This is a genomic window from Enterococcus sp. OL5 (assembly GCF_006491895.1).
Classification (GTDB): Bacteria; Bacillota; Bacilli; order Lactobacillales; family Enterococcaceae; genus Enterococcus_D; species Enterococcus_D innesii.
The window spans coordinates 249,256-274,185 of the sequence record NZ_VHIL01000002.1; the positions used below are offsets into that span (position 1 = coordinate 249,256).

The following is a 24,930-nucleotide window of genomic DNA, read 5'->3' on the forward strand; positions in this document are numbered from 1 at the left end:
ATGTGCCTCCTTAGGCGCGTTTTGTATTGAAGGGTTTGATGACTCCTTCGATGTATTCACGGCGATTTTCTAAAAATGGTGCCAATGATAAGGATTCACCCAATGTTTCGTATGGCTCATCCCCCATGAACCCTGGTTCATCTGTTGCTAGTTCAAAAAGAATATGGCCGATGCGCACATACAACGACTCAAAATAGTAGCGATCGACATAGCCGGAGTTGGCCAATCCCAAGTTATCAAAGACTTCTTGCCAGACTGCTAACGAGTCGTGGTGGGCTAAACGAAAAGCGACATGATGCACTTCGCCGTCCCCTTGTTGTGCTTGCGGGCTCGTGGTATCTTCCACTAAAACGATTTGGGCGCCATTGCCGCCTTCACCGACTTCTAGCAAATAGCGATTGTCTACTTGATCAATGGTTTTGAAATCAAAGACGGATTCCAGTAGTCCTTTGAAATCTGCCAAATAAGAAACAGACATTTCAACAGGACCTAAGCCGTAAATCGCAAATTCAGTAGGAACGGGTCCTTTTTTCCAAGGGATACCAGCTTTCACGCCAGTATTGTGTTCATCAGAGATCAGTTGATAGGCTTGCGTATCAAAATCCCAAAAGCGCAACACTTTTTTCCCAAATTCGGTGGTGATTGCCTCGTGTTTTACCTCAAATTCATCAAAGCGTGCGGCATAATAATCAAGAGCAGCGTCACTGGGCACTCGAAAACTGGTGCGGGTGATTGAATTGGTTCCTTTGCTACCACGAGCGGTATTGGGAAAATCAAAGAACGTCATGGTCGTTCCCGGTGTCCCTAAATCATCCGCAAAGTAAGTATGGTACGTATAGATGTCATCTTGATTGACGGTTTTTTTCACTAAACGCATCCCTAACACATCTGTAAAGAAATGGTAATTCCGTTCCACATCATTTGTCATAGCCGTCACATGGTGTACCCCTAATAATTGGTCTTGCTTTCTCATTTTCTTTTCCTCATTTCTGATCGTAAGTTATTTTTCGTAAAATTGTTTTTAATTGTTGCAATTCTTCACTGCTGAGTTCGGAAAAACTCGCCGCAATCTTTTGTGCATGACTGGGAAAAATTTTCTCCATCAACGCCCTGCCTGCTTCCGTAATACTGACGTATGTTACCCGTTGATCTTCTTGGCTAGGTTCCCGTTGCACGCAGCCTTTTTTGACTAATTGATCGACCACGTAGGTTGTGGAGCTGCTGGCGATCAAGATTTTTTCCTTGATGGCTTGCGTCGTATGGGTGCCTTTATGGTAAAGCAATTCCAGTACGGAAAACTCTGTGATATTTAAGCCATAACAACGGACATCTTTTTTTGCCACTTGTTCCAAACGACTCGCTGTACGCAGCAAACCAATGTACGCTTTGAGCGCTTCTTCTTGATGCGCCATTTTCCTCACCTCTTTATTTCGAATTCGAGATAATCATAACTTACTTTTTGTAAGTTGTAAAAGGATATGCTTTGGTTATCCCCCCCTATGAACAAGAAATTCATTCTGCAACCTTGCAAACTGCTTGACTGCTCAAAAAAAAACGGCCACTCCTTGATTAGGAGTAGACCGTCGTTTTATAGGGAATATAGATGATGTATCATATAGTTAATGGCGATTTTGATTTTTTAGTTTATTTGCTTATCAACAGAAAGATTACTCTCTTTTAAAAATCTGCGTACTTCTTCCAAAAATTGTTTACTGCTACCTCTACCTAACTGAGTGTTCATTGCCGTATAGGTGACTCGTTCAAAATCTTTTTCTTCAGGGAGGTATTTTATCGCTCCGTTTACCATCGATGCAATAAAGACTGTTTGAACATTTACAAGCTCACGCAGCTTCTCTCCAAACAAGCTATTCACCTCGGGTTGAATACCTAGTAAAACTATCGAACCCAATGATACGCCAGCTATTGTCAGCTCTTGTTGTCTTCCTGTTTTAGAAAAATCGAAGTGCTTTGTCGGTTTAAGTTCTTTTGTGGGAATCGGCATTACTTTTTCTTCCAAGAAAACTTTTTTTTCGTAAATAGAAATTGCCTTTATAGGAAGAAATATTGGATTGGGTTTTACTAATGAGCTGCAAATTTCTTCATAGAGTCTATCCCCTTGTGTTTCAACTAATTTAAAACCCGCTTCATGCAGATCGTTTCGCTTCAGACATTCTTCAGAAACAATATCCTCACAAGATTTTTCTAGGGGCCGCTGATCTCCAGCAGCACCCAAAATAAAAATTGCTGTCTGAGTCACTGTTTCCTCTAATTTTCGACAAGTATAACCGATAAGATCTGAACTGACAGCCTTACCTCCTTGCTCCAAATAGGAATCCGCCATTACGGAAGGAGGCAAATCACCATTGAAAAGAACACAAAGAAGATGATCGGTTTTTATCTCATAAATTTTCAATATTCGTATGTCATGATTCGAATATTCTAGATCGTTTCTACCTAACCACCAGCCAAAAGGAGTTTCGATATTGCGGGAACAGTTCAGGCTCGTCGTAACAGAATCCGTACTAATTGCAAGCTTTGTAACTCTTTCTAATGCTCTAGAAACACTCAATTGTACAGCTTCTTTTACTTTTTTGATAAAGATAGGATATGACTTATCAAGATGAGGTGCCGAAAAAGTGTGCGTGACTGTAATCCATATATTCTCTATTGGAATATTAAATTCTTTAGAAACGCTTGCTTTCAAGTCATAAACCATCGATTCAGTCAACGAGGTAAGATCAAGTGAAAGAAGCAAAAATTCTGTTTTTGCTTGTAAAAAAAGAGCTCGGATATAAAGTGGATCATGTTGGCAAACAAACTCTTTGATTGGAAAATCTTGTGTTCGTAGTTTAATTTGTGCCTTCCCAACTCCGCCATGCAAAGACTCATTCATTGCCTTGCTCCTCTAATAGTTGACTGTTAAGTAACAACGCACTTTGGATCATCTTTATAATAATTTTTTCTGGCTCACCTAACGGTACTGGATTACCAATTGTTTCAAATGACAGACCATACTCTTCTTTGGGTAAAAAATAGTAATGAAACCCATTGGTATATCCAGCCACGATTCCTAAGCAGCCGTGAGTAGCACTTGCTTTTTTTAGCTGAATGCCAAAAGCCGAACCTAACTCACCAGGAAAACTATATATTTGGAGCTCTCCTAAATGATAGACACCGAATTCAAGTTGCTGGTAAAAATGATCCACCTGTAAAATCTCTTGGCATTTATTGATTAACCCAGGATTTTTGAGCGGCGAATCACTGTCTAAAAAGTGTTGTACTTCTTGATGAGTATCTACCATATCATTATAAATCGTATGACTAAGAGTCTGATAAGCAATTCGATCAATGGATAAAGGATGAACTTGCCTGATCTGACTGATCCGATCAGCCAAAGCTTCTGCAACTCGTTCTAATTCTGTAAAATCATCCCCTTGTCGTTGATGCCGATTGCTGGAATCCGCGGCTGCTCCAATTAGCATCAATGGATAAATTCCCCACTCTTTTTCCAAGCGACTACAAATATTTCCTGCTAATTCACTAGTTAATAAATTATTTTTAGCACTTAATACAGTCGAATGAACCGCTATGTTTACGATAACACCGGCGGCTTTTCCCTCCGAATTATTAAATGTAATAACTGTCACTTCGTTATCTGCTAGCGCTCCTGGATGATTACGATTTCCATAAAAACCCACAATAATATCACTGCCATATGCCGCTGTTGCTGGTTGCAGAGACTCAAAACATTGCTGACATACTAGAAGCAACTGATTCATAACAAACTCATAATAATCAGGTTCAAAAATACCTGAGTGCCAGTGCTTATGGTAACTCATAATTGATGAATGATTATGAGTAGCACTCATCATAATCAGATCACGATCAATGCCGTATGCTTTTGAAAGTCGTGATTTTGCCTCCGCCACCATCTCGTCCTCAAGCTCCAAAAAATCAAGAGAGACTAGAAAAATCTTCTTATCGTCTGCTTCAATCAATAATCCATTACAAAAAATGTCATCATGAATCCCTTCTGCTGGAGAATTACGGAAAGGAGTCTTATAACCAATTAAATAAAACTCCTTATTATACGGGCTTAAACAGACACGCCCACGTCCAACTTTCATAGACTTCCCTCTCTTCAACTATAATTTTGACAAACGAATGTCTGTCTTTTACCCTATTTAAGCAGACGCAGTAACTTCTTTTGCCTCTAATTCTTTTTCTTTTTGAAGCAATTGATTGTCATAAACTTTAGCAAATGGATACAAAATCGCAATATTAATGAGAACTAGTACAATTTGAAGGATACCAATCTGCCAATTTCCTTGTAGAATCCCCCACAGACCACGAGGAACTTGTTGAGGTACTTGGACGCCAGTTAAAGCAGGAACAATTCCAACAACCATCGTAAAATATTGAATGCAGGCATTGAACAAGGGAATAATTACTGCAACTGGCAAAAACAATGTCACATTTAAAACAGTTGGTATCCCATAATTCACTGGCTCAGCAATGTTGAAAATAGCCGCTGGTAAAGCAATTTTTGAGACAGCCTTCAATTGCTTAGATTTGGCAAATAGTAAGAACGTCAAGGTTACTGCCAGTGCAGGCCCACCAATCGCAGTCATAAAGGCACTACCTACAAATGTCGTCACTTGTTCCCCGGCAGCAATCTGCTCTAATCGTTGAGCGTCTAATCCTAACCAAATCGGTAGCATAATAGCGCCAACAACGTTAAATCCATGAATCCCAAACCACCAAAGGATTTGAATCAGTACATAAGCAATCAAAAATGCACCAAATGAGCCACCCAATCCCAATAAAGGTCTTTGTAATGCCGTATAAATCAAACTATGGACATCTCCAAAAGAAGTACGGCTAAATACAAAAGCAACGATCAACATAATGAATGAAATCAAGATGGCAGGAATAAGGCTAGAGAAGCTTTTTTCAACAAACGGCGGCACCCCATCAGGCATACGTATAATCCAATTTTTCCGAACAATAAATCGATAAAGTCGAGTGACAGAAATAGCCACTAATATTGCTACAAACAAGCCTCGACTGCCTAAGTTAGTAAAATCATAAGATAAAGCACCTTCTGTTTCAGTCAATGGCGTCAAAATGAAGAAAGAAACCATCGAAAGAACGCCCACCGAAACGCCATCTAGTTTTTCGCTTTGTGCATAACTGTATGCAATAAAGAATGTCGTATAAATTGAAATAATAGCAAAAGTGATATTATAAGGAATCATCAACGTACTTTGAATGTTTATTTCTTGCAGAAACGCTTTATAGGATTCAATCGGAAAGTTCGCCAATAGAAAAAACAGAGATCCTAAAATTGTCAGCGGTGTGACCCGAGCTAGTCCTGCAGCTACGGCACTCAAATCTTTTTGACTAGATATTTTTCCAGATAATGGTTGTAAATATTTTTCTAGTAGTTCCGTAAACTTTTTCATGTTATTTTCCTCCAGTTAGATTTAGTTTGTACAAGCTGTTTGCAGTTTCAAATAGCAACTCTTTTTTCTCTTTTTCTGTGATCTCCAACCCACCAATAAAAGAAACACCTTCTGTAAACCAGCTGCTCTTGACGGGGTAAGAAGAACCATAAATAATTTTGTCCGCACCAATTTCTTTGACAGCAGCCTCAAGCTGTATTTTCCCCCAAGGTTGAGCATGAGACATTTCTAAAAAGATGTGTCTGCGGAAACGATTCTTAAACTGAGTCGCTCGATCATCAAAACGGCCATTGCCACTATCTTGAGGAAACAATGCATTTAAATAATTGCTGATCTGCCCCCCCATCATTGAATGAATAAATGTTAATTCAGGCAATTCCTCGAACATCCCGCTGAATATTTCTCTACCAATTGCAGTCAGCTGATCAATATTGCGGCCTAGCGTTCGTCTTAAATTGTCATATTGATAGATTGACTGGTAGTCCACTGGAACCGGAGTATGGTGGACATAAACTGGAATTTTCATCTCATTTATTTTTTAAAAAAAGGCCTGAACTGTTGATCGTCTAAATAATAGTTCCCATAATGTGCAGATAGCTGAATACCGGTTAGTCCTAGCTCTACAATTGCTCGTTCCAACTCAAAAATTGTTTCCTCATCGGCATAGGGAGGAACCACTGCCAATCCTCTTAGTTTTCCATGACTTTGTTTGATATGGTCCGCCATTTCATCATTAATTAATTTACATAATTCTAACGGAAGCCACTCTTGGCATCCAGGTAATTTTAGCAGTCCGACATCAATTCCATGGTGACTCATATCAGATAATTGCTGCTCTAGTTTATAATCAGTATCGGTGTAGTTTAAGCTTGGATAGCCCATCGGTCGTTCAACGATCATACTCGTTCTTTCAGCTTGTTCTTCTACGTGAATGCTCGTTCCGAATTTTTGGGGTATAGAGCGAAGAAATTCATTTCGGATCTTTTTATCTGAAAAAATTTTTTGCGGAAGCCAGTACATATTTGCATCAATAATCATTTCTTTACCTGCTTTCTCATTTTATGTAACCGCTTATCTACTTGTTATTATGAAGATTTTGCTATTGACAAGCAATTCCATTTAGGCTACTTTTATGACGAAACGGAATAAATAAAAGGAGTCCCTCATTGATGGATACCCAAATAATTCGTGATTTTATCACATTAACTAAATACAAAAACTATAGTCTTGCCGCAGAAGAATGCTACATATCTCAATCTACTTTATCCAAACGAATAAAACGCTTGGAACACCAGCTAGGTGTACCACTTTTTGAACGTACAACCAAAAGTGTTGAATTAAGTGAATACGGAGAAGTTTTTAAACCATACGCAGAAAAAATGCTTTCCCTAGAAAATGAGTGCCTCCAAGAACTTCATTCGATGTTACCAAAAAACCAAAATACTTTAATCATTGGTGCCATTCCGTCTTTAGCAAAATATCATCTAACAGATTTAATTACTAAGTTCATATTGCAGTCAAAAGTTGACGTGCATGTTATCACCGACCCCTCTGAAAAACTTGAGCTTTCGCTAAAAGAAGGTCGCTGTGATGCAGCATTTATTCGCGATGTGTATGATCCTACTCAAATCTTTAATAAACAACAGATTACAACAGATCAATTGATGGCGGTCGTACCGAATAGTCATAGATATGCTAATAAAGCACAGATAACCATTAAGGAGCTTCAAAACGAACGCTTTGTCTTACTTCCGGAAGGGTCACGACCATATAATACTGTCATTGACCTATGTGCAGAAAATAACTTCTCTCCTAAAATCGTTTTTACAGATTCAAAGATATCAAACATTATTGATTTTGTTTCAAACGGCTTGGGAATTTCTTTATTGATGAATAAAAATATTACCGAAGGCTATAAAGAAACCGTCACTGTTATTCCACTTTCTCCTGCCATCTCTCAGTCAGTCGATCTTTGTATGGTAAAAAGCCAAGAGAAAAGCTTAGCACAACAAAAACTGCTTTCTTTTGTAAAAAAATCGGATTTTACTAATAGATCGTAAGCACTCGCAATGTTAGGACTTAATAAAACATAGTATATCGGTGTCCTCATGCAGCGTTGATAAAGCAAATTCACCTTATCTAGTACTATTAAAAAAGCCAGAAAAAAAGCAGAACTCATGAAAGATTCCATAAGTTCCGCTAAATATATATTTTACTGAAGAGGATTCGATCCATTCCATGTACTGATCGATGAAGCACTGATTCCCACACATAGTTATCTCTTTTTCAAATCTTTACAGTCGGCTGGGCCTGCTTTTCCAAAGCCAGCAACCACTTTTTGCGTTCGACACCGCCGCCATAGCCGCCGATGCTGCCATCACTATTGATGACACGGTGGCATGGAACGATCAACGCCAATTGATTTTTTCCGTTGGCGTTGGCAACAGCTCGGGTGGCTTTTTCATTGCCGATTCGCTGTGCCAATTGTTTGTAAGAGTATGTTTCTCCAATCTTCATCGCCAACAGCTGCTGCCAGACGGCTTTCTGAAAATCAGAGCCGATCAATGCGATGGGTACCGTGAAGGCAGTTCGATTCCCTGCAAAATATTCCGTCAATTCTTGCTTGAGTTGCTGGATGATTGCTGTTTGCTGGGGAATAATCACTGCATTCAAGCGGCTTCTCAAAACAGCAATCTCCGTTTCTAGCCCTCTGCGATCCACGAATTCTAACAAGTAAAGCTGCTGCTGGTCGCTGATTGCCAGCATCGATCCCAGCTTAGTCTCAAGCCAAGCAGAAGAAAGAATCGTTTTTTCGCGGCTGTTGGAAGGCAATTCCCCCATAATCCGGGAAAACGCATCTCGAAAGCCGTTGCCAGAATCGAAGCCGGCTTCTAATTGTGCTTGGATCAGCGGTTCTCCTTCACGAATCTGCTTAAACGCTAACCCTAAACGGCGTGCACGGGAATATTCGATAAAGGTCATGCCAAAATATTTTTTAAATTGTCGACGCGCGGTATTGGGATGGATCGCTAGCGCTTCAAAATCTTTGTCGGTCCACTTTTTCTCCGGGTTGCTCTCCACCGCTTCCACAAGGCTTTTCACGTCAGGGGATAAGTGGCTAGGTGAGCTGAGCGGGCGACATCGTTTGCAGGGACGATACGCCGCCAGCAACGCTTCTTGTGCTGTCTGAAAAAACTCGCAGTTTTTCTTGAGCGGTTTTTTCGCTGGACAGGTAGGACGGCAAAAGACGCCGGTGGTTTTTACCCCAACGTAAAAAATCCCTTCATATTGGGAATTTTTTTCAATCAGCATGTCGTAATAGTGGTCCCGTTGTCGGCTATCTTCAATCATCTTGCGCATCCCTCCTTCTTTTCTACACTTACAAAAATACTTTGTGCTTGTACAAACATATGACCAACCATTGCAACAGCCTGCATTGGCAGTTCGAAAATTTGCCCACATCCTTCTGATGACATACGATCACCCTTTCCTCTGAATGACCTTAGTGTACAAAGAATGGTCTTGGCACATCCCATAAAAATTAACACCAATTTTTTAAAAAGGATCGAAGGTAGTTATCCTCCGATCCTTTTGATTTCCAGTTTGCCTATTTTTCAGCGAATCTTAAAGCGGCACCTACAGGAACCTAGACCGTCGCCTTCTGCTTGACTTGCAGGGCACTTTTTTTCCGCAAGACTCGCTCCAAACGGGGGCGATTGTAGCGTTGGATCATAATGAACGGGCAGTTGGCCAATAACGCATAGACGATCATCACCCAGCCCGCCCACGTAGGATTCCAGAGGAAAAAGAACGGTGCTGGAACCATCAGCAGCCAATGGGTCAGCTCTGCTCGGCGTGTCTCGATGACGAATTTGTCCAGATAGTCCTTTTGTTGCTGAGCCAAGCGAGATTTGTCAAAGCCTTTTTTGGCAATCACAGTGCCGTCGGGCAATTTGTCTTTCCACTGACGAATACGAAATACCTCCGCCCAGATTCTACCGCCTTTTTCAAAGGCAAAAGAACGGAACCAGTTGGCATGACGTTCAAAAAAAGCATCACTGACTTTGCGCAAGCCAAAGGAGATGCCTAGATGAAACAGCAGCCAAGCCAAGCTGTCTGTAATGAGCAAGAGCAGTGGGGATAAGGTGATCAACGGCATGTGCATCGCCTCCTATAAATTGATTTTTCGTCCTTTCCAGGTCACGGATTTCAACAAATGGGTTTGGATCCATGACCAACCAAATAAGCCTAGGAAAAAAAGAAAGTAACATGAAAAAAAAAGCAGCAAGACTCGGTTGAAGTTGCCGACACGGCGGGCAAAGCACACGGTTTGTCCAAAATAAGCAGCATAAAAAAGCAGTCCTAGCCAAAGCGGTTCCATCAGAAACGGTGCCGCCAGTACCCCAATGCCGCCGCTGATCCACAAGATGACCCCTGCCATAATCAAAGGGTGAGTGAATTGCGAAGCAGTGGCAAAGTCCTTCGTCCAGCCTTGAACAAGTTGACGAACACCAGCTGGATACATCCGAAAGGCCAACAGGTCTTTTCCACCATACAAGGCGATCGGCAAGCGTTTTTTCTTAAAACGTCTCGCTAGTGCTAGATCATCTAAGATTCCTTGTGGCATGTCCTGATGCCCATTGGCTTGAAGGTACGCTGTTTTGCTGCACAAGATACACGGACCAAAGGCGCCGCCGGCTGAGAGTTTTTCGCCTACGATAGAAAAGCGGTTCAACCCGACAGGTAAGATGACATTAAAGACGGCAGATAGTTGTTCATACAGGCGCTTCGTTTGATGATAGGGCTGCACCGAGAGCAGGCCTTGTCCCGATCGCTCCTCATACGCAGCGAAAAGGCGCTCTAAGCCATCTTCTGCTAGAAAGAAGGTATCGGCATCCAAAAATAATAGATACTTGCCCACCGCTTGTGAGGCGCCTAACCAGCAAGCCGCCGCTTTCCCAGCAGAATCAGCAGCGGTTTGCAAGACCGTCACACCGAAGCCCTTGGCACAGGCGATCGTCTCGTCTTCCGATCCGTCATCAACCACCAAAATCTCCACAGGATGGAGGGTTTGCTGCTGCAAGGATGCCAACAATTGCGGCAAATTTTCTGCTTCATTGCGGGCGGGGATGATGATCGACAATTCTGCCCTCTCCTTCAAGTCTTTGGATGCGGCTGTCTCCTTGCGGGTGGGTATCGTCGGCAGGCGGAAAAAAATCAGCCAGCCTGCCAGCCAAGCAGCGCAAATACCAGCGAGCAGCAGATACACAGTCATCATCCTTTCTTGTCTTAGTGTTCTCTTTTGGTGATCATCTCACTGACTTGCTGTCCACTGAGGGTCACCATCGGCATGCCGGCACCGGGATTGACCGTACCGCCAACGAAGTATAGATTGTCGTAGCGTTCGCTGTGTTTCGGGTGTTTAAAGCCATGATTTTTCTTGCGATTAGAGACCGTGCCGTAGATGGCGCCGCGATGTGACAAATAATTCTTTTGGATGTCTTCAGGTGTCCAGCGGTCTTCATACACGATGTGCTTGCGTAGATCCGTTAAGCCCATGTTTTCCAGCTTGATCAAGATCCGTTCACGAAAGGCATCGTATTCCGCTTCCGTAAAGGGTTTATCCTGCAAATAAGGGATATGAGGCAAGATTTTGATGTTTTCATGCCCTGCCACTGTTTGCGAAGGATCGGTTTTGTTGGCATTGACCAAGTAGATCGTTGGGTCTTCCGGCAGCTGATGCTGATGGAAATTTTGATCAAAGTTTTCTTTTGAGGCATTGGAAAAGAAAAAGTTGTGGTGCGCCAGTTGCGGATAGGAGGTTTTGACCCCTAAGTGCAAGACGAAACCAGAACTTGCTGGTTCAAATTTTTCTTCCAGTTTTTGAGTAAAGGTCGGCGCTTCTTCTAACAGCTCTTCATAAGCCGGGATTACTTCCATGTTGGAAACAAAATAGTCGGCTTCGATCAACGTACCATCATCCAAACGAGCGGCACGGATTTGTTCCTGTTCAACGATCAATTTTTCCACTTTGTGTCCCGTGTGGAAGGTCACACCGATCTCTTTTGCTAAGCGAACGATGCCTTCGGCTAAACGATGCATCCCACCTGGCACGTACCAGACACCTTGGGCATGCTGCATGTAGATCATCATGTTCAAGACGGCTGGGGCGTCATAAGGAGACGAGCCGACATACTTGATAAAATAGCTCAGCATATCTTGCAGCTGCGGATTGCTGACACGTTTTTGAATGGCATCATGCATCGAAGAGAAATAATCAAAGCCTTTCAGCGCTTTGATCACGCCGTGATACTTCAAGATTTCTTTCGTGGTATCTAAGCCTTTCTCGAAATAGCCTTTTTCCGTGATTGCATAAATCTTTTGCGCATAGTCCAAAAAGTCTTGGTACTCGACCATGTCTTTTTCCGACAAGTGCGGGTTTTCCTTTGCCATGCGGGCAAGATCGCCATAGAGATCGATCTTGGTGCCGTCAGGAAAAAAGGAGCGCCATTCCAATGGCAATCGGCGAATCGCAACATAATCCGCCATATCGCGATTGCTGCCAGTAAATAATTTTTCGAAAATCTGCGGCATCGTCAAAATCGAAGGACCTAAGTCAAAGCCGAAGCCGTTTGTTTCCAGTCGGTTCAACTTGCCGCCTAAATGGTGATTTTTTTCATATAATGATACATCAAAGCCATTTTGGGCTAATGAGACCGCCGCTGATAGACCACCAAGTCCGCCGCCGATCACTACAACTGTTTTTTTCTCTTTCATTGAATTGCTCCTCGTTTGCTTTAATGAACGTCCCTATTTAGCCAAACCTTCTCGTCAACACAGACGGTTGTGTCTCACTGCAACTGCGTGTCTTGACACTGTTTTGGTATTGGCGACTTAAATCAAAGGATCGTTTTTCTAGATAATTCTATAGTATCACACCTTTGAAAAAATGACGGAGATGAGCCTAGCGCCCATGGGATGACAGGAAAGCCTTCAAGCGTTCGCCAACTTCACACGAAACACATATTGACCACATATTCGGCTAACCTTCTTCCTGTATACTTTCGCATATCAAAGGAGGAATTTTATGAACTTTTTTACTCGTATCATCAAAAGTATCACCAGTCTCAAAAAACGGACCGCAATCATTGGCGGGTTGTTTCTGGTCGTCTCAACGTTTTTGATCACGGCGAGGCTGACCCAATACGAACTGCAAAAAGTATTGGAAAATGTCCAAAAAGACTTGAATTCAATAGTAACCATCGAGCTGGATTATGAGAAGATCCTTCAGTCCATGTATTCCGGTGATCTGCAATCTGGTACCGATGTGTTGAATGAAGAATTGCTGGAGAAAATTGAAAAATCCAGTTATGTCGAAGATTTTTCCGTCAGCGCTGCGACCCAGCTATTCACCCAGTATGCTGACCGGACACCAAAACATGAAGACAAGGTGCCGGGAGGTATAATCGAACCTTCCAATGAAATCGAAATTTATGACAGCAACGATCCTGAATTAGCAAAATACAATCTGCAGATCATTGAGGGCGATCTTACTACCAATAACAAAGAGACTTATCCAATCATGGTCTCGAAAAAGTATGCGGAAAAACACAAACTAAGCATTGGTGACCCTTTAACGTTGGATTTCAATTCGGGTTTCGATGAAGAACAAGAAGCTTTGAAAAAAAGCGGGGTTATCACTGGTATTTATGAGTTAGCTGCCAATAGTCCTCGCCCCCACAAAGATAATGAAGAGCGGTTATTTTTTTCGACACGAAGGGTTCTCAAAGAAGTCAAAGAACTGCAATTTGGTGAAAACACTCCTTTGATGGCGGGTTATGACAAAATCAAAGTCAGCTTGAAAGATCCGATGGATACACAAAAGTTCTTGAATGAATTAGATGCTGAAAACAGTAAATACCAGCAGGTCGCATTCAAAAGCTCCTACGAGCAATACAAAACGATCCAATCAATGATTACAGATTTTTCTTCGATCTTGAACTTCATTCAGCTTTTCTTGATCCTTTTTGCCTTGATCGTCATCGGGTTGATTATGATGCTCTCGTTACGAGAGCGTAAATACGAAGTCGGCTTGTTACTGTCATTGGGAGAAACAAAAATCAACATCCTTTTGCAGATGTTCTTAGAAGTCGCAATCGTTTTGGTCGTCAGCTTCGGTATCAGTTTCGCCTTATCCACCACAGTGATCGCACCTCAAGCAAGTGCAGTCGTCAATGAACAAATGCAAGCTTCTATGGGGGAACTTAGTGACAATAGCAGCTTGAGCATGCCGCGAGGAGACAATTATGTGGAAGATGAAAGCACCAAACTCAACACCGAGGTCTCTATCCAGCAAACTGATTTCAAAGAGTCGCTCATTTTTTCTTCAGTCATCTTTTCATTATTGGCAGTCATCACTTGTGTCACAACGATCCTGCCAACTATGAAGATCATTAAGAGAAGTCCCAAAGAGATCTTGTCCAATAACGAATAAGCAAAATGTTAAAAAAAGTTAAAAATACCAATTTTTTTAAAGAACATTCACATATTTGATGAATACTAAAGGAGAAGATCAAATGCTCAAAATTACAGATATCAGTTACTCATACAAAGATGAGACTATTTTGCAAAATGTCAGTCAAGTGTTTGACGCTGGCAAGATCCACACGATTATTGGTCAATCTGGTGTCGGAAAAAGCACTTTTTTGTCTTTGATTTCCGGTCTTGAATTTTTGCAAAGCGGTTCAATCGAGTTCAAAGGCCAGTCAATGACGAATTTAGTCTCCTATCGCCGGCAAATCAGTTACATTTTCCAGTCCCTCAACTTGATCCCTTATTTGTCACCGTTGGAAAACATCACGATCGCCACAAATATCCACAAAGTTAAAAACCCTCAGTCTCCCAGCAGCTATTTAAACAAAGTAGGGATTTGTGGCGACATACAGCACAAAAAATGTCACCAGTTGTCTGGGGGACAACAGCAGCGGGTGGCAATCGCCCGAGCTCTCGCCTTAGATTCTGATCTGATCATCGCCGATGAGCCGACTGGCAGCTTGGATCTGGCAAACAGTGAAAATGTCATGACGATCTTTAAAGACTTGCGGGATGCAGGCAAGTGTATCATCATCGTCAGCCATGACTTAACTTTTAAAGAAATCTCAGACTATGTATATACGATCAAAAACGGACGATTGACCCTTCTTTAGTAATAGAAAGGAGTAATCCATGGCCACAGAAATTCTTCTTATTGAAGATACCGATGAAATCAGAAGAGGCATCCAGTTGAGTTTACAAAAAGAAGGCTATCAAGTCACAGCCTTTGATGAAGCGGAAGCTGCTTTGAACGCCCTAGAGACAAAAACTTTCGCTTTGATTTTACTCGATTTGATGTTACCTAAAATGAGCGGAGAAACGTTTTTAAATGAGTTAGGCGAAAACAACCCGATCCCGGTGATCGTGATCAGCGCATTGAACGATGAATTCACTCAGATCAACCTTTACAACAAGCGGATCGATGATTATGTAATCAAACCTTTTTCTACCAACATCCTCGCTTTAAAAATCGATGCGATTTTGCGCAGAGTCGGTCACAAAGAAAATGCGGCGGTCACGTATAACGACTTGACATTGGAGATCAATAACTATCAAGTTCACAGGCAAGGCCAGCCGATCGAATTGACTTCAAAAGAATTTGAGCTCTTGCAAATGATGCTCTTAAGTCAAGGAAAAGTCTTTTCCCGTGAAGAATTTTTAGACACAATTTGGGGCTATGACTCCTTTGTCGACTCTAGGGCGATCGATGTTCACATTAAAAACCTCCGTAGCAAATTAGGCAAAGACATCATCCAAACTGTTAAAGGGATCGGGTACCGAATTGAAAAAGAAACGAATTAAATGGAAAACGACTCGCATCATCTGCTTCTTTACATTGACAATGTCATTCGTGACTTTTGTGAGCGTGATAGGTTTTTTCTTACTAAATATCGGTCCTCGGATCGAAATGAAACAACAAGCGGTCTTTGACACTGTAGTCCGGGAAATTTTTGATATTGTCAATGACGATGAACTTTCTTTCCAACGTTTGGACAGTTATCGAATCGATGGCTATACCATAATCATTTTTGATGCCCAGCAAAATACCATCTATCCCATCCAGCAACCCATCACCGCGAAAAAAGGTGAGCTGATCCATCTCACCAACGGGTATCAATCGACGTTTGACACTAATGGCTACAAAGTTTACGTTAGTTACCCTGTCCAAATCAGTGCCGTCGATGTAAAAGAGATCATTTGGCTAGCAACACCTTTTGTTTTGCTGCTAGTTAGCCTATTGACCTTGGCTGGAAGCGGCTTGTATACCTACTTATATCGAAACGAAAAGAGCAAACTGGCGTCTGTCTTCCACATGATGGAAAAAAATATTCCGTATGAGGAGATTCATGACGTAAATACCATGATCAAATTGCATGATTATCTAGTGATCGAAACTCAAGTAACTGCCCTATATCAACAACTCCAATGTGCCCAGCGGGCCGCCTTGGAACAAGTTCAGCAGATCAAACAGCTGGAGTTAGAGAAAAAAACATTGCTAGAAGGATTCACCCATGAGATGAAAACACCGATCATGGCAAGCCAACTGCTATTAGCGAATGTCAGAGATGACTCTTTATCTGAAGAACAGCAAGAGTCCCTTCTAGCCACAGAAAATGAATTGAAAAAGCTGCAGCAGTTGATCAAAGAAATCCTGTTCGTTTTTCACAACCAACAGGCCCATGACGACCAACCACTTTCTGTGCGGGAAATGATCGATCACTTGATCGAAGAATATGAAGTTTTATGGAGTGATAAAGGTTTGCGGATCGAAATTGATCAACAACAAGAGCTGACGTTTTTCTACCACCCGAAATTGGCAAAGAAAATTTTCTCAAACCTTTTGAGCAATGCGATTTTTCATTCCCCACCCAACAGCGTCGTCACGATCATTCTTACTAACAAACAATTAACGATCAAAAACCCTATCAAAAAAACTGGGCCGCTGAAACACTCAGATTTGGCCAAACCCTTCTTCTCTTATGGAGAAGAGGCTGGTACAGGTTTAGGTCTGTATATCGTCAAAACAATGCTAAAACACTCGCACTATGGTTTTACATTTGATTGTCAAAAAGATTTCACCGTATCCATATATAAAAAACAGGACTAAGCCGCTATACTCGTCCTCTTTTATTTTTTATAACAAAAGATATCGTATATTCTTGACTTTATTGACTGATTCATCAACGAAAAAAAGTTCTTCGTATGGATGCGAAAAAACGCGTTTGAGACTCCATGAGAAATCAAGTACATTGGATGTAACGAAAGTCCTCGTTGATACTGCGACTGCAAAACGCTCCTGTAAATACGAGTGCCTCCTGTCAGATACCCAGTTGCCGCAAATGCTTTCGATGATCGAATCAAATAGGTTTCACTACAAGTCAACTATAATGAAGGAGTATCGATATGAACTTAAAAACGATTCAATCAGCTGAAGAATATTTAAACTTTTTCGATGAAGAATTTATTCATTCTAGCTGTTCTAGCGAAGACCCTAAGATCTTTAACTTTTATTTATCCTTGCGCCAACGTTTTCTAAACATCTACAACGACTCCGATAATAGTTTTTTCAAAAAGATGTCGTTGTTGCTGGACATTGATGCTCAGTTGCAGATCTTAAAAGAGCTGTACAACTTAAAAAAAAGTGCTTTAAACGAATACACGCAAGAAGAGATCATTCAGCTGACTGTCAAAGACAAAACCTGTTTTTATCGGGAATTGACCGGAATTCAACTGAATCAAAAAGCTCCTTGGAGCTTGATTTATTTAAGCGAAGCACAGTAAATAGCTAAACTGGTTCTCCCTAACTCATTTGTTTTAAAAGGCTTGTACTCACTATCATTGACACTTCCCCATCCCCAAAATCGATGTTTTTTGTGTAAAAACAAGCCTTTAAAACCAAAGCCCAATTCCTTGACTGCTAGATAGTTTGAAGGAACTGGGCTTTGCTTATGCTATTCGTATAGAATTGGAAAAGACCTTTTCTAGCGACTCTTCATAATTGTAGGTGAAGAGAAATTAGAAGAGGTCTTTTAGCGCGAACTGTCGCGTGACATCCGGGTTGATTCTTTCCAATAGTCGATTCCAATCAGAGGAAGAAGGAATCGTTTTGAAGACAATGCATTCGATGGTATCGCGAAAAGCGGACGCATGCTCTGCATAGTTCGTAACTATCAGGTCGATCTGATTTTGCTTCAAATAGTGGGGGGTGACTTCGCCAGAATCCGGATAAAATACTCGGTGAGAGCAGCTGAAATACCGATTGGACCACCCTTCAATGTACTGAACGATATGGTGATTGCCCTCGAAAATAAAGGCAATGTTTTTTCGGGGAAACCAATAGCGCTCACGAACAGACTCGATATAAATAACTAAATTCGCGCAAAAATCCGGCAAATATTGAGGAGAATACAACTCTTGATAAAAAGGATTGTTCTCTAAGAATCGTTGATAAAAAGCAAATTCTTTCGGAAATGTTTTACGAATAAAAGTATTGACGTCCCAAATATTGCGATTCGCTGAAGTCGATAAGCATTCCCTCAATTTAGCAGTAGTAAAAAAAGATTCAATCAAAATCAAATCATTTTTTGGGTTTGGACTGGTGACATTCAAGAGTTGATAAAAACTGTTGGTCAATTCGCGAATTTTTGGCCAGTGATTATACGAGAGACAGAATTTTTGCTCTACGATGACATTTTGCAATTTCCTTTTTGTGATAATAATCACAAATAAAAAGACCAACTCATCGTGAGGAAACTGAAACTCAAAATACTTGTCTATCACTTCATTGATCCGTTGAAAGTGCATCAGTTGGATACTATGTCTCAAAGCATGGTATAACTCTTCTTTTACCTGAATCCTTTGCCCTTGTAAAAATCGCTCGATCGAAATATGCAGCAGATAACTGTATTGAGAAAATGAGGCGGTATGATAGCTATTTTTTTCAAACATCCCACTGATTTCAGTGACTGCCTGTTGAACCGCTACCGTCGGAAAAACCGTGTGAGGGGTAATGTCTGTCTCGTAGAAAAAAGTACAGAAGAAATTCCGAATATCTGCTTCCTCGCCTACGATATTCACAGGATCCAGTGTTAAGGTCAAATCAAAATGAGTAAGCTGTTGATGGATACGCCGCAAATATTTCGACAAGGTGCTTTTAGATAGAAAAAGACAGTCGGTCCACTCATCAATAGATTTCAACTCACCCATAAAAATATTTTCCAGCATAAGAAACAAGGGCTCATTCGCTAGCAGGGATGCTTTTTTCTTTTCATATCTTGGGTAGTTGTTCAATTCAAATAAATACCCTTGATTCGTCGAAGAAATTTGCAATAAGCCAGCAAAGTACTCATTGATTCCGCCAATATCTTTTCCAATCGTTCTTGTAGTACTTTCTGTGACTTCTGCCAAGCTACTCGCACTGCAGATCTCACTTTTTTCAAAGGCATTGAGAATTTGGAACCATCTAGCCGTTGATTTATTTGTGACAAAACTTAACTGGAAATTCTTCAAAAATAAGCTCCTTACTGAAAAACATCGTTTTTACTGATTTGCGCAAGAAGGCGCCTAGGAGATGTCATTATACCGGGTTTTCTTTCAGCTAAAAAATTTGTTTTTTCATAGACGGGTGAAAAAAGTTGCTTTCCCCCATTCTGTTGTACAACAATAATTGTAACTATTGATTAAAATAGTGCAAGGAATTTGCGTTTATTTAAGAAAAATAGTAAATTTCAGGATGGTTCTTTGATTTGACAGTCAAAACTCTTTCAGTTGATACATATCTGACAACAAAGGAGGCAACTTTTGGCTATCATGGAAATTGCATGAAAGCTCCGTTTTAGCGTCAGATTGCTTCCAAGAGTTGCTTTGCGTTATTCTTGCTAAAAGGCCATCGATGACCGACACAAACCAAAGGATTGCACACCTTTTTTATAAATGGCTATTTTATATGATGGGAGACTACTATGAAAACATTTCAATTAAAATTCATGAAAAATCGTTCTCTTGTTCGTTGGTTACAATTATTAGATGAATTTGAAAAAAATCCCACTTGTACTCTTAACGACTTGGCTAAAATAACCAAAAGTAGTACGCGGACGGTTATCTCAGATATCGCTAGTATTCGGAAATATTTTAGTGACTCAATCGAAATCCATGCGGCTAAAGTCGGGTATTTCTTCGAAGAGCTTGATCACGAATCTTATCGCAGAAAAAAACAAGCCATGGTCAAGGATGAACCAATTTTTTTGATTTTCGAAAGTATCATTTTTAATGAGGTCCAATCATTGATGGATTGGAGCCTTTCACTCAACCTTTCTGAGCAGTCATTGCTTAGTTATTTTAAAAAAATCGAAATTTACTTACATCCTTTTAACCTTCGTCTTAAGACTAATCCAGTGACATTTGCAGGATCTGAAATTGATATCCGTAAATTTTTTTGTCTTTTTTACTATGAGTCTGACATCAACATCAACACGATATTTCCTTCAATCAATGTACAAGAAGCAATCAAGGAGATCACTGCTCTTCTGCAAGCAAAACAAATGCAGTCTTCTTCCTTCTCCTATTTTGCCTATGTTCTTTACATCAGCATCGAGCGCAGCAAACGAGGTCTTTTGGCAAAACCATCTTCTGAGCTCTATGAACTGATCAAGAAAAATAATTTGTTATCACAATATCAAGAGTTGCAAAAAATCATGCAACGACATTTTAATTATGAACTTCCTAAGGCAGAAGCTGTTTATATTTTCACCTGTATTATTTGCCGTCGTAAAATCAATAGTCCTTCTTGCGAAGAATTTTGTCGAACATATAACTATTGGCCTGAAATTAAACAGATCGTCAGCGATTTTTATGCAGAAAACCAAGGCAACAGTCTCGATGAACGAAAAGACTTCCTTTGGCTTGAGTCTTTTTTCATCGTAGTAAAGTTACGAGAACTGCTCTCTTTGACTATGAACATAAACATTGATGATTTAAATCAATTTGTCAAAGAGAAGTTCGCAAAAGAGTATCAAAAAAATTATGATTTCCTCTTTACACACACCTTAGTGAAAAAGCTCTATTCTCGAAAATACTTAAATGACTTTTGTGCCAGTCTCACTATGTACATGGAATCCATCAAGGAAGCAAACTGGGGCTCCCCACGGACGATTGCCGTGATTTTTGAAGGCAATGAATATGTCTGCGAGTATGCTGAAAATATTATTCGTCGCTACCTAGGTGCCTATCATACGATGTACTATCCTGATTCGAATGAACTGTCACACGAATATTTGAAGGAAAAAAATATTGAGCTTTTGATTACTAATTACTCTGAATATGCTACAGAGTATTTATTGGACGTCGAAAGCATCTTGCTAAAACCGATCCCCGATGCCTCCGACTGGAATCGATTATTGAATAAAATCAACACACGAATATTACGCTTAGTCGTATTAGATAACAATTGATTTGCGATTTCTGAATCAAAGGAGATCTCAAGGGAACACGGGTAGCTTGTCATGCTACAAAAAACCGTCCATAACAAAAAGCAAGCTAGAATGCGATTCTAGCTTGCTTTTTATCGTTTGTCTATTAAGAAATCTACCGTTGCTTATTCCGCTGATTCAATATCTTTGGCGATTTTTGCAACATCGATCTCCCGCTGCAAGTAATCTTGATTATCAATAGGAAAATGCTGACGAAATTCAGCTAGTTCCATCAATTCGACTTCGCCTGCCGCCACTTCAAAGTCCAAGACATGACCAGCAAATGTGCGGTCATCACTAATAAAATGCAGGTGGAAACCGGCGGCCGCAGCACCGTGGAACAACAACGGGGTAAAGAACCCGACGATCGTACCACTGATATCTTCTGCTTGAAATTCCGGCTGATGCTGGATGATCTCAATGAATTTTGGGTACGGTTTTTCTTGCTTTGGGGCAACGCGGACGTGCATCTTGGCAAATACCCCATGGATTTTGACAGCGGAAAACAAATTCGGACTGACTTCTGTCAGGACGTGATTTTTCACTTCTTCATCGGTCATCTCTTGGCTGACCTGTAGGTGCTTCGCCGCAGAAAAATCAACGACTGCCGCAAAAGGGGTTCCTTCATTTCCTTGGAGCACTTGCACCTTGCCCGATTCGTCTACATGGTAGATTTCACCATCTAAAATAATTACTTCCCCATTGGAACCAGCCAACGTACCGATCCCAAAATTACCATATTCAAGCATTTTGCCGATTTGCTCCGTGCCATCCATTAAATCCTGCATCAACCCACCTAGGGTACCATGCTGATATAAATAACTTTTGTTTTTCACTTTCATCTTGCTGCTCCTTTGGTCTTAATAAAATTGATCAGGTAGGATCGTTTTGCCCAGATCGGCATTATCTGAATAATCCACAGGGATGTCAATGATCACTGGACCATCCGTGGCAAAGCCTTCTTCGATGGCTGCCATCAATTCTTGTTTAGTGGTTGCCCGCAAACCTTTGGCACCAAATGCTTCGGCATATTTTACGAAATCAACTGGTCCAAAATCAACCCCAGAAGCACGATCATATTTCATTTCTTCTTGGAATTTCACCATATTGTAGGTACCGTCATTCCAAATCAAGTGAATGATGTTTTGTTTCAAACGGACGGCTGTTTCTAACTCTTGGGCAGAAAACAAGAAGCCACCATCGCCAGATACAGAGATCACTTGAGTATTTGGTCGCACGAGCGCTGCAGCGATCGCCCATGGCAAAGCGACTCCTAAGGTCTGCATGCCATTACTAAAGAGCAGGTGTCGTGGCTCATAGCTGCGGAAATGACGGGCCATCCAAATGTAGTGGCTGCCGACATCCACCGTCACCGTCATGTCATCGGTCACTTCTTGTTGCAAAGCATCGATGATTTCTAGGGGATGTAAGGTATTGTTGCTGCCTTCGACATCCGCTGGTTTTTCATTGAGTTTGGTTTGCAGCGTCGTTAAATAGTTGCGAGCGTCTTCGCTCAAGTGATACTGATCGATGGCTTTTGATAGCTGTTCAATAATTTTCGCGATACTGCCCATCAGTTCAACTTCGGGCTGCATAAATGGATCGATCTCCATCGGTACTTCATCGATGACGATCACGCGGGCATCTTTTTCCGCATTCCAGTTGCGAGCTTCGTATTCGATCGGGTCGTACCCCACAGCGATCACTAAGTCGCTGCGTTTCAACAGCATATCACCGGGCTGATTGCGGAACAAGCCGACGCGGCCAAAGAAATGCTCTTCTAATTCACGAGAAATGATCCCAGCGCCTTGGAAGGTCTCTACGACAGGCAACCCAGTTTTTGCAACTAAATGACGAATCGCTTGTGTTTCTTTGACGCCTGAAGCCCGCATCCCTAAGAGTAAGACGGGCAGTTTGGCTTCTTTGATCCGATCGACGAGTGCCTGGATATCTTCTGCATCGGCACTGCCTAATTTAGGCGAAGATAGTGGTTTGATCGCTGCCCCTTGGACAGTTCCGTCTGTCACATCTTGAGGAATGGATAAAAAGCTCGCCCCTTTTTTCGCTGTTTTTGCGATGCGAAAAGCGTTGGCAATACTTTCAGAAAGGGTTTCAGGATCTTGGACTTCACTGCTGAATTTCGTGATCGGCGCAAACAACGCCGCATTATTCATGCTTTGGTGGGTCAATTTTGAAAGGTCAGAACGCTTCACTTGGCCTGCTAGTGCCAAGACGGGATCGCCTTCGGCAGTTGCCGTGACCAACCCAGTCGCTAAATTACTGGCTCCTGGTCCACTTGTTGCAATGACGACTCCTGGCTCTCCTGTCAGGCGACCGATTGCCTGTGCCATAAATGCCGCGTTTTGTTCATGTCGTGCCAAAACCAACTCTGGTCCCCGTTCACTCAACACGTCAAAGACGCCATCGATTTTTGCACCAGGAATCCCAAAGATATAAGGCACCCGATGATTTTCTAAACTTTCAACAATGATTTCTGATCCTTTTGCACTCACTGTATTACCTCTTTTCAAAAACTGTATTAATCACAATACATATAATAGCACTTTTTATTTATTTATCAACGAAAAACACTTATTAATATCTGTACTATAAAAATGCGGTTTTTTAGAGAGCGTTTGCATTTGCTTCAGACTGCAGGTGTATGTCTTTCCATTTTTCCGACAAAAAAAGGAGTGGATCGCTCCACTCCATACATCCTTTTCTGTATCAGAACACCGCTTAAAAAGAAGTTCTTTCGTCGGTTTCTTATTCTGCGGGGACATTTTTTTCCGTCAACCAACCGACAGCCAGTATCATGGCAGCTCGTGCGGCTTGGGTCTGATCCATCGCATTGACCATCACAAAATCATGGATGATCCCTTGCATCCGTGCTTGGGTGACTTCCACGCCAGCTGCTCGTAAATGCTGCGCATAGGCTTCCCCTTCATCCCGCAAGACATCTGCTTCGCCTGTAATGATCAACGCTGGCGGCAGATCGGCTAACTCCTCTTTGGTCGCGCGTAGAGGAGAAGCGGTAATTTGATTCCGCTGTGTTTCATCCGTCGTGTATTGATCCCAGAACCATTGCATCCCTTCTTTGGTCAGAAAATAATTTTCACCGAATGCTTCATACGAAGGCGTATCAAAGCGGGCATCTGTCACAGGATAGAACAATAATTGTTGTGCGATCGGAATGCCACCACGGGCTTTCGTTAACAAGGTCATAACGGTCGCCATGTTCCCACCTACGGAATCGCCAGCCACGGTCAAACGGCTAAGGTCTAAGCCTTTGACATCGACAAATCCCGGTAATTGCTGCAAGACCGCATAATTTTGTTCGATCGCCGTTGGGTATTTTGCTTCTGGTGAACGACTATATTCAGGAAAAATGACGATCGAGTTGGTTCGTACCGCCAATTCACGGATCAATTTATCATGAGTCGCGGCACTGCCGAAGACCCAACCCGCGCCATGGAGATAATAAATGACAGGGAGAATCGCATGATTTCCTTCAGGACGAACAAAACGAACATTGATGGTCCCCCATTCGCCTGTATCAACGGTCTGATCTTCTATCTCAACCGCCAATTTATTGACGGGTGACTCTTGGACTTGTTCCAATAATGCGCGCCCTTCTTCTGGCGGTAATTCATAGATCCGTGGGTGCGGTGCATTTGCCTCACTAAATTCAACGGCTGCTTTTTCCAACGAAATTCTATCTGTCATACGATTCTCTCCTTTTGTTTGAAATCGTTCGTGTTGACCTTAAGGGTACCACCAAGTCATTCTGATGCAAAGAATCTTGCTTTCTTCTGTTTCCAAGCATTTTGTTCGACAAAAAAGGTGGTTTTTGCACTCTTAACTGCCTTACCTTCATGACCGATAACTGTAAGACACTCGCTGTG

22 protein-coding genes are annotated in these 24,930 nt (G+C 41.6%); 7 read left to right on the top strand and 15 right to left on the bottom strand.

Going from position 1 to position 24,930, the window contains the following annotated elements:
• Nucleotides 1-10 precede the first annotated feature (10 nt).
• The 7 genes from FJU10_RS03715 to FJU10_RS19640 all read right to left on the bottom strand — a co-directional run bounded on the left by FJU10_RS03715 (nucleotide 11) and on the right by FJU10_RS19640 (nucleotide 6,503).
• Nucleotides 11-973, bottom strand: coding sequence for a ring-cleaving dioxygenase (locus FJU10_RS03715; RefSeq protein WP_140965183.1), 963 nt, complete (start codon nucleotides 971-973; stop codon nucleotides 11-13).
• Nucleotides 974-983: 10 nt separating this feature from the next.
• Nucleotides 984-1,412, bottom strand: a complete 429-nt coding sequence (locus tag FJU10_RS03720) for a MarR family winged helix-turn-helix transcriptional regulator (protein WP_010748593.1) — start codon at nucleotides 1,410-1,412, stop codon at nucleotides 984-986.
• Nucleotides 1,413-1,639: 227 nt separating this feature from the next.
• Nucleotides 1,640-2,893 (bottom strand): hypothetical protein, encoded by a 1,254-nt coding sequence (locus FJU10_RS03725; RefSeq protein ID WP_140965184.1) that lies wholly within the window; start codon nucleotides 2,891-2,893, stop codon nucleotides 1,640-1,642.
• A complete protein-coding gene (locus FJU10_RS03730; protein WP_140965185.1) occupies nucleotides 2,886-4,127 on the bottom strand; it encodes a neutral/alkaline non-lysosomal ceramidase N-terminal domain-containing protein in 1,242 nt (413 codons plus the stop codon). Before FJU10_RS03730 ends, FJU10_RS03725 begins: the two co-directional genes overlap by 8 nt.
• A 57-nt stretch (nucleotides 4,128-4,184) precedes the next feature.
• The gene (locus FJU10_RS03735; protein WP_123833531.1) at nucleotides 4,185-5,465 is read right to left on the bottom strand and encodes a PTS sugar transporter subunit IIC; all 1,281 of its coding nucleotides are present in this window, start codon (nucleotides 5,463-5,465) and stop codon (nucleotides 4,185-4,187) included.
• 1 nt (nucleotide 5,466) lies between these two features.
• Entirely contained in the window at nucleotides 5,467-5,991 is a 525-nt protein-coding gene (locus FJU10_RS19635) for an amidohydrolase family protein (RefSeq protein ID WP_262984547.1), read from the bottom strand.
• Nucleotides 5,992-5,996: 5 nt separating this feature from the next.
• Nucleotides 5,997-6,503 carry an amidohydrolase family protein gene (locus tag FJU10_RS19640; RefSeq protein WP_262984548.1) on the bottom strand — a complete coding sequence of 169 codons (507 nt, stop codon included), beginning with the start codon at nucleotides 6,501-6,503 and terminating at the stop codon, nucleotides 5,997-5,999.
• Between the two features lie 131 nt (nucleotides 6,504-6,634).
• Here FJU10_RS19640 and FJU10_RS03745 point away from each other — a divergent pair, with 131 nt between their 5' ends.
• Nucleotides 6,635-7,525, top strand: coding sequence for a LysR family transcriptional regulator (locus tag FJU10_RS03745; protein ID WP_140965186.1), 891 nt, complete (start codon nucleotides 6,635-6,637; stop codon nucleotides 7,523-7,525).
• Between the two features lie 226 nt (nucleotides 7,526-7,751).
• Here the strand turns inward: FJU10_RS03745 and FJU10_RS03750 are convergent, their stop codons facing one another.
• The 4 genes from FJU10_RS03750 to FJU10_RS03770 form a co-directional block, all read right to left on the bottom strand.
• Nucleotides 7,752-8,816: a bifunctional transcriptional activator/DNA repair enzyme AdaA gene (locus tag FJU10_RS03750; protein ID WP_140965187.1), complete on the bottom strand. Its 1,065-nt coding sequence runs from the start codon at nucleotides 8,814-8,816 to the stop codon at nucleotides 7,752-7,754.
• Between the two features lie 295 nt (nucleotides 8,817-9,111).
• Nucleotides 9,112-9,624: a glycosyl-4,4'-diaponeurosporenoate acyltransferase gene (locus FJU10_RS03760; protein ID WP_223272962.1), complete on the bottom strand. Its 513-nt coding sequence runs from the start codon at nucleotides 9,622-9,624 to the stop codon at nucleotides 9,112-9,114.
• A 12-nt stretch (nucleotides 9,625-9,636) separates the two neighbouring features.
• Nucleotides 9,637-10,743: a glycosyltransferase gene (locus FJU10_RS03765; RefSeq protein ID WP_140965190.1), complete on the bottom strand. Its 1,107-nt coding sequence runs from the start codon at nucleotides 10,741-10,743 to the stop codon at nucleotides 9,637-9,639.
• An 11-nt stretch (nucleotides 10,744-10,754) separates the two neighbouring features.
• Nucleotides 10,755-12,242 (bottom strand): phytoene desaturase family protein, encoded by a 1,488-nt coding sequence (locus FJU10_RS03770; RefSeq protein WP_140965191.1) that lies wholly within the window; start codon nucleotides 12,240-12,242, stop codon nucleotides 10,755-10,757.
• 310 nt (nucleotides 12,243-12,552) lie between these two features.
• Between FJU10_RS03770 and FJU10_RS03775 the strand changes: the two genes are divergently transcribed.
• The 5 genes from FJU10_RS03775 to FJU10_RS03795 all read left to right on the top strand — a co-directional run bounded on the left by FJU10_RS03775 (nucleotide 12,553) and on the right by FJU10_RS03795 (nucleotide 17,339).
• Nucleotides 12,553-13,959, top strand: a complete 1,407-nt coding sequence (locus FJU10_RS03775) for an ABC transporter permease (protein ID WP_140965192.1) — start codon at nucleotides 12,553-12,555, stop codon at nucleotides 13,957-13,959.
• 82 nt (nucleotides 13,960-14,041) lie between these two features.
• The gene (locus FJU10_RS03780; protein ID WP_185938618.1) at nucleotides 14,042-14,671 is read left to right on the top strand and encodes an ATP-binding cassette domain-containing protein; all 630 of its coding nucleotides are present in this window, start codon (nucleotides 14,042-14,044) and stop codon (nucleotides 14,669-14,671) included.
• Between the two features lie 19 nt (nucleotides 14,672-14,690).
• The gene (locus FJU10_RS03785; RefSeq protein WP_140965194.1) at nucleotides 14,691-15,359 is read left to right on the top strand and encodes a response regulator transcription factor; all 669 of its coding nucleotides are present in this window, start codon (nucleotides 14,691-14,693) and stop codon (nucleotides 15,357-15,359) included.
• Entirely contained in the window at nucleotides 15,340-16,665 is a 1,326-nt protein-coding gene (locus FJU10_RS03790) for a sensor histidine kinase (protein WP_140965195.1), read from the top strand. The genes FJU10_RS03785 and FJU10_RS03790 overlap by 20 nt, the downstream gene beginning before the upstream one ends.
• A gap of 296 nt (nucleotides 16,666-16,961) precedes the next feature.
• The gene (locus tag FJU10_RS03795; protein ID WP_096742070.1) at nucleotides 16,962-17,339 is read left to right on the top strand and encodes a DUF7006 family protein; all 378 of its coding nucleotides are present in this window, start codon (nucleotides 16,962-16,964) and stop codon (nucleotides 17,337-17,339) included.
• Nucleotides 17,340-17,573: 234 nt separating this feature from the next.
• Here FJU10_RS03795 and FJU10_RS03800 read toward each other — a convergent pair whose 3' ends face one another.
• Entirely contained in the window at nucleotides 17,574-19,067 is a 1,494-nt protein-coding gene (locus FJU10_RS03800; protein ID WP_140965196.1) for a helix-turn-helix domain-containing protein, read from the bottom strand.
• Nucleotides 19,068-19,519: 452 nt separating this feature from the next.
• On the opposite strand from FJU10_RS03800, the gene FJU10_RS03805 reads away from it, so the two are divergent.
• Nucleotides 19,520-21,007, top strand: a complete 1,488-nt coding sequence (locus FJU10_RS03805; RefSeq protein WP_140965197.1) for a helix-turn-helix domain-containing protein — start codon at nucleotides 19,520-19,522, stop codon at nucleotides 21,005-21,007.
• 143 nt (nucleotides 21,008-21,150) lie between these two features.
• Here FJU10_RS03805 and budA read toward each other — a convergent pair whose 3' ends face one another.
• From budA to FJU10_RS03820, 3 genes are all read right to left on the bottom strand, one after another.
• Nucleotides 21,151-21,867, bottom strand: coding sequence for an acetolactate decarboxylase (gene budA, locus FJU10_RS03810; protein WP_140965198.1), 717 nt, complete (start codon nucleotides 21,865-21,867; stop codon nucleotides 21,151-21,153).
• An 18-nt stretch (nucleotides 21,868-21,885) separates the two neighbouring features.
• Entirely contained in the window at nucleotides 21,886-23,538 is a 1,653-nt protein-coding gene (gene alsS, locus FJU10_RS03815; protein ID WP_086293660.1) for an acetolactate synthase AlsS, read from the bottom strand.
• Nucleotides 23,539-23,791: 253 nt separating this feature from the next.
• Nucleotides 23,792-24,751 (bottom strand): alpha/beta hydrolase, encoded by a 960-nt coding sequence (locus tag FJU10_RS03820; RefSeq protein ID WP_086293658.1) that lies wholly within the window; start codon nucleotides 24,749-24,751, stop codon nucleotides 23,792-23,794.
• Nucleotides 24,752-24,930 lie beyond the last annotated feature (179 nt).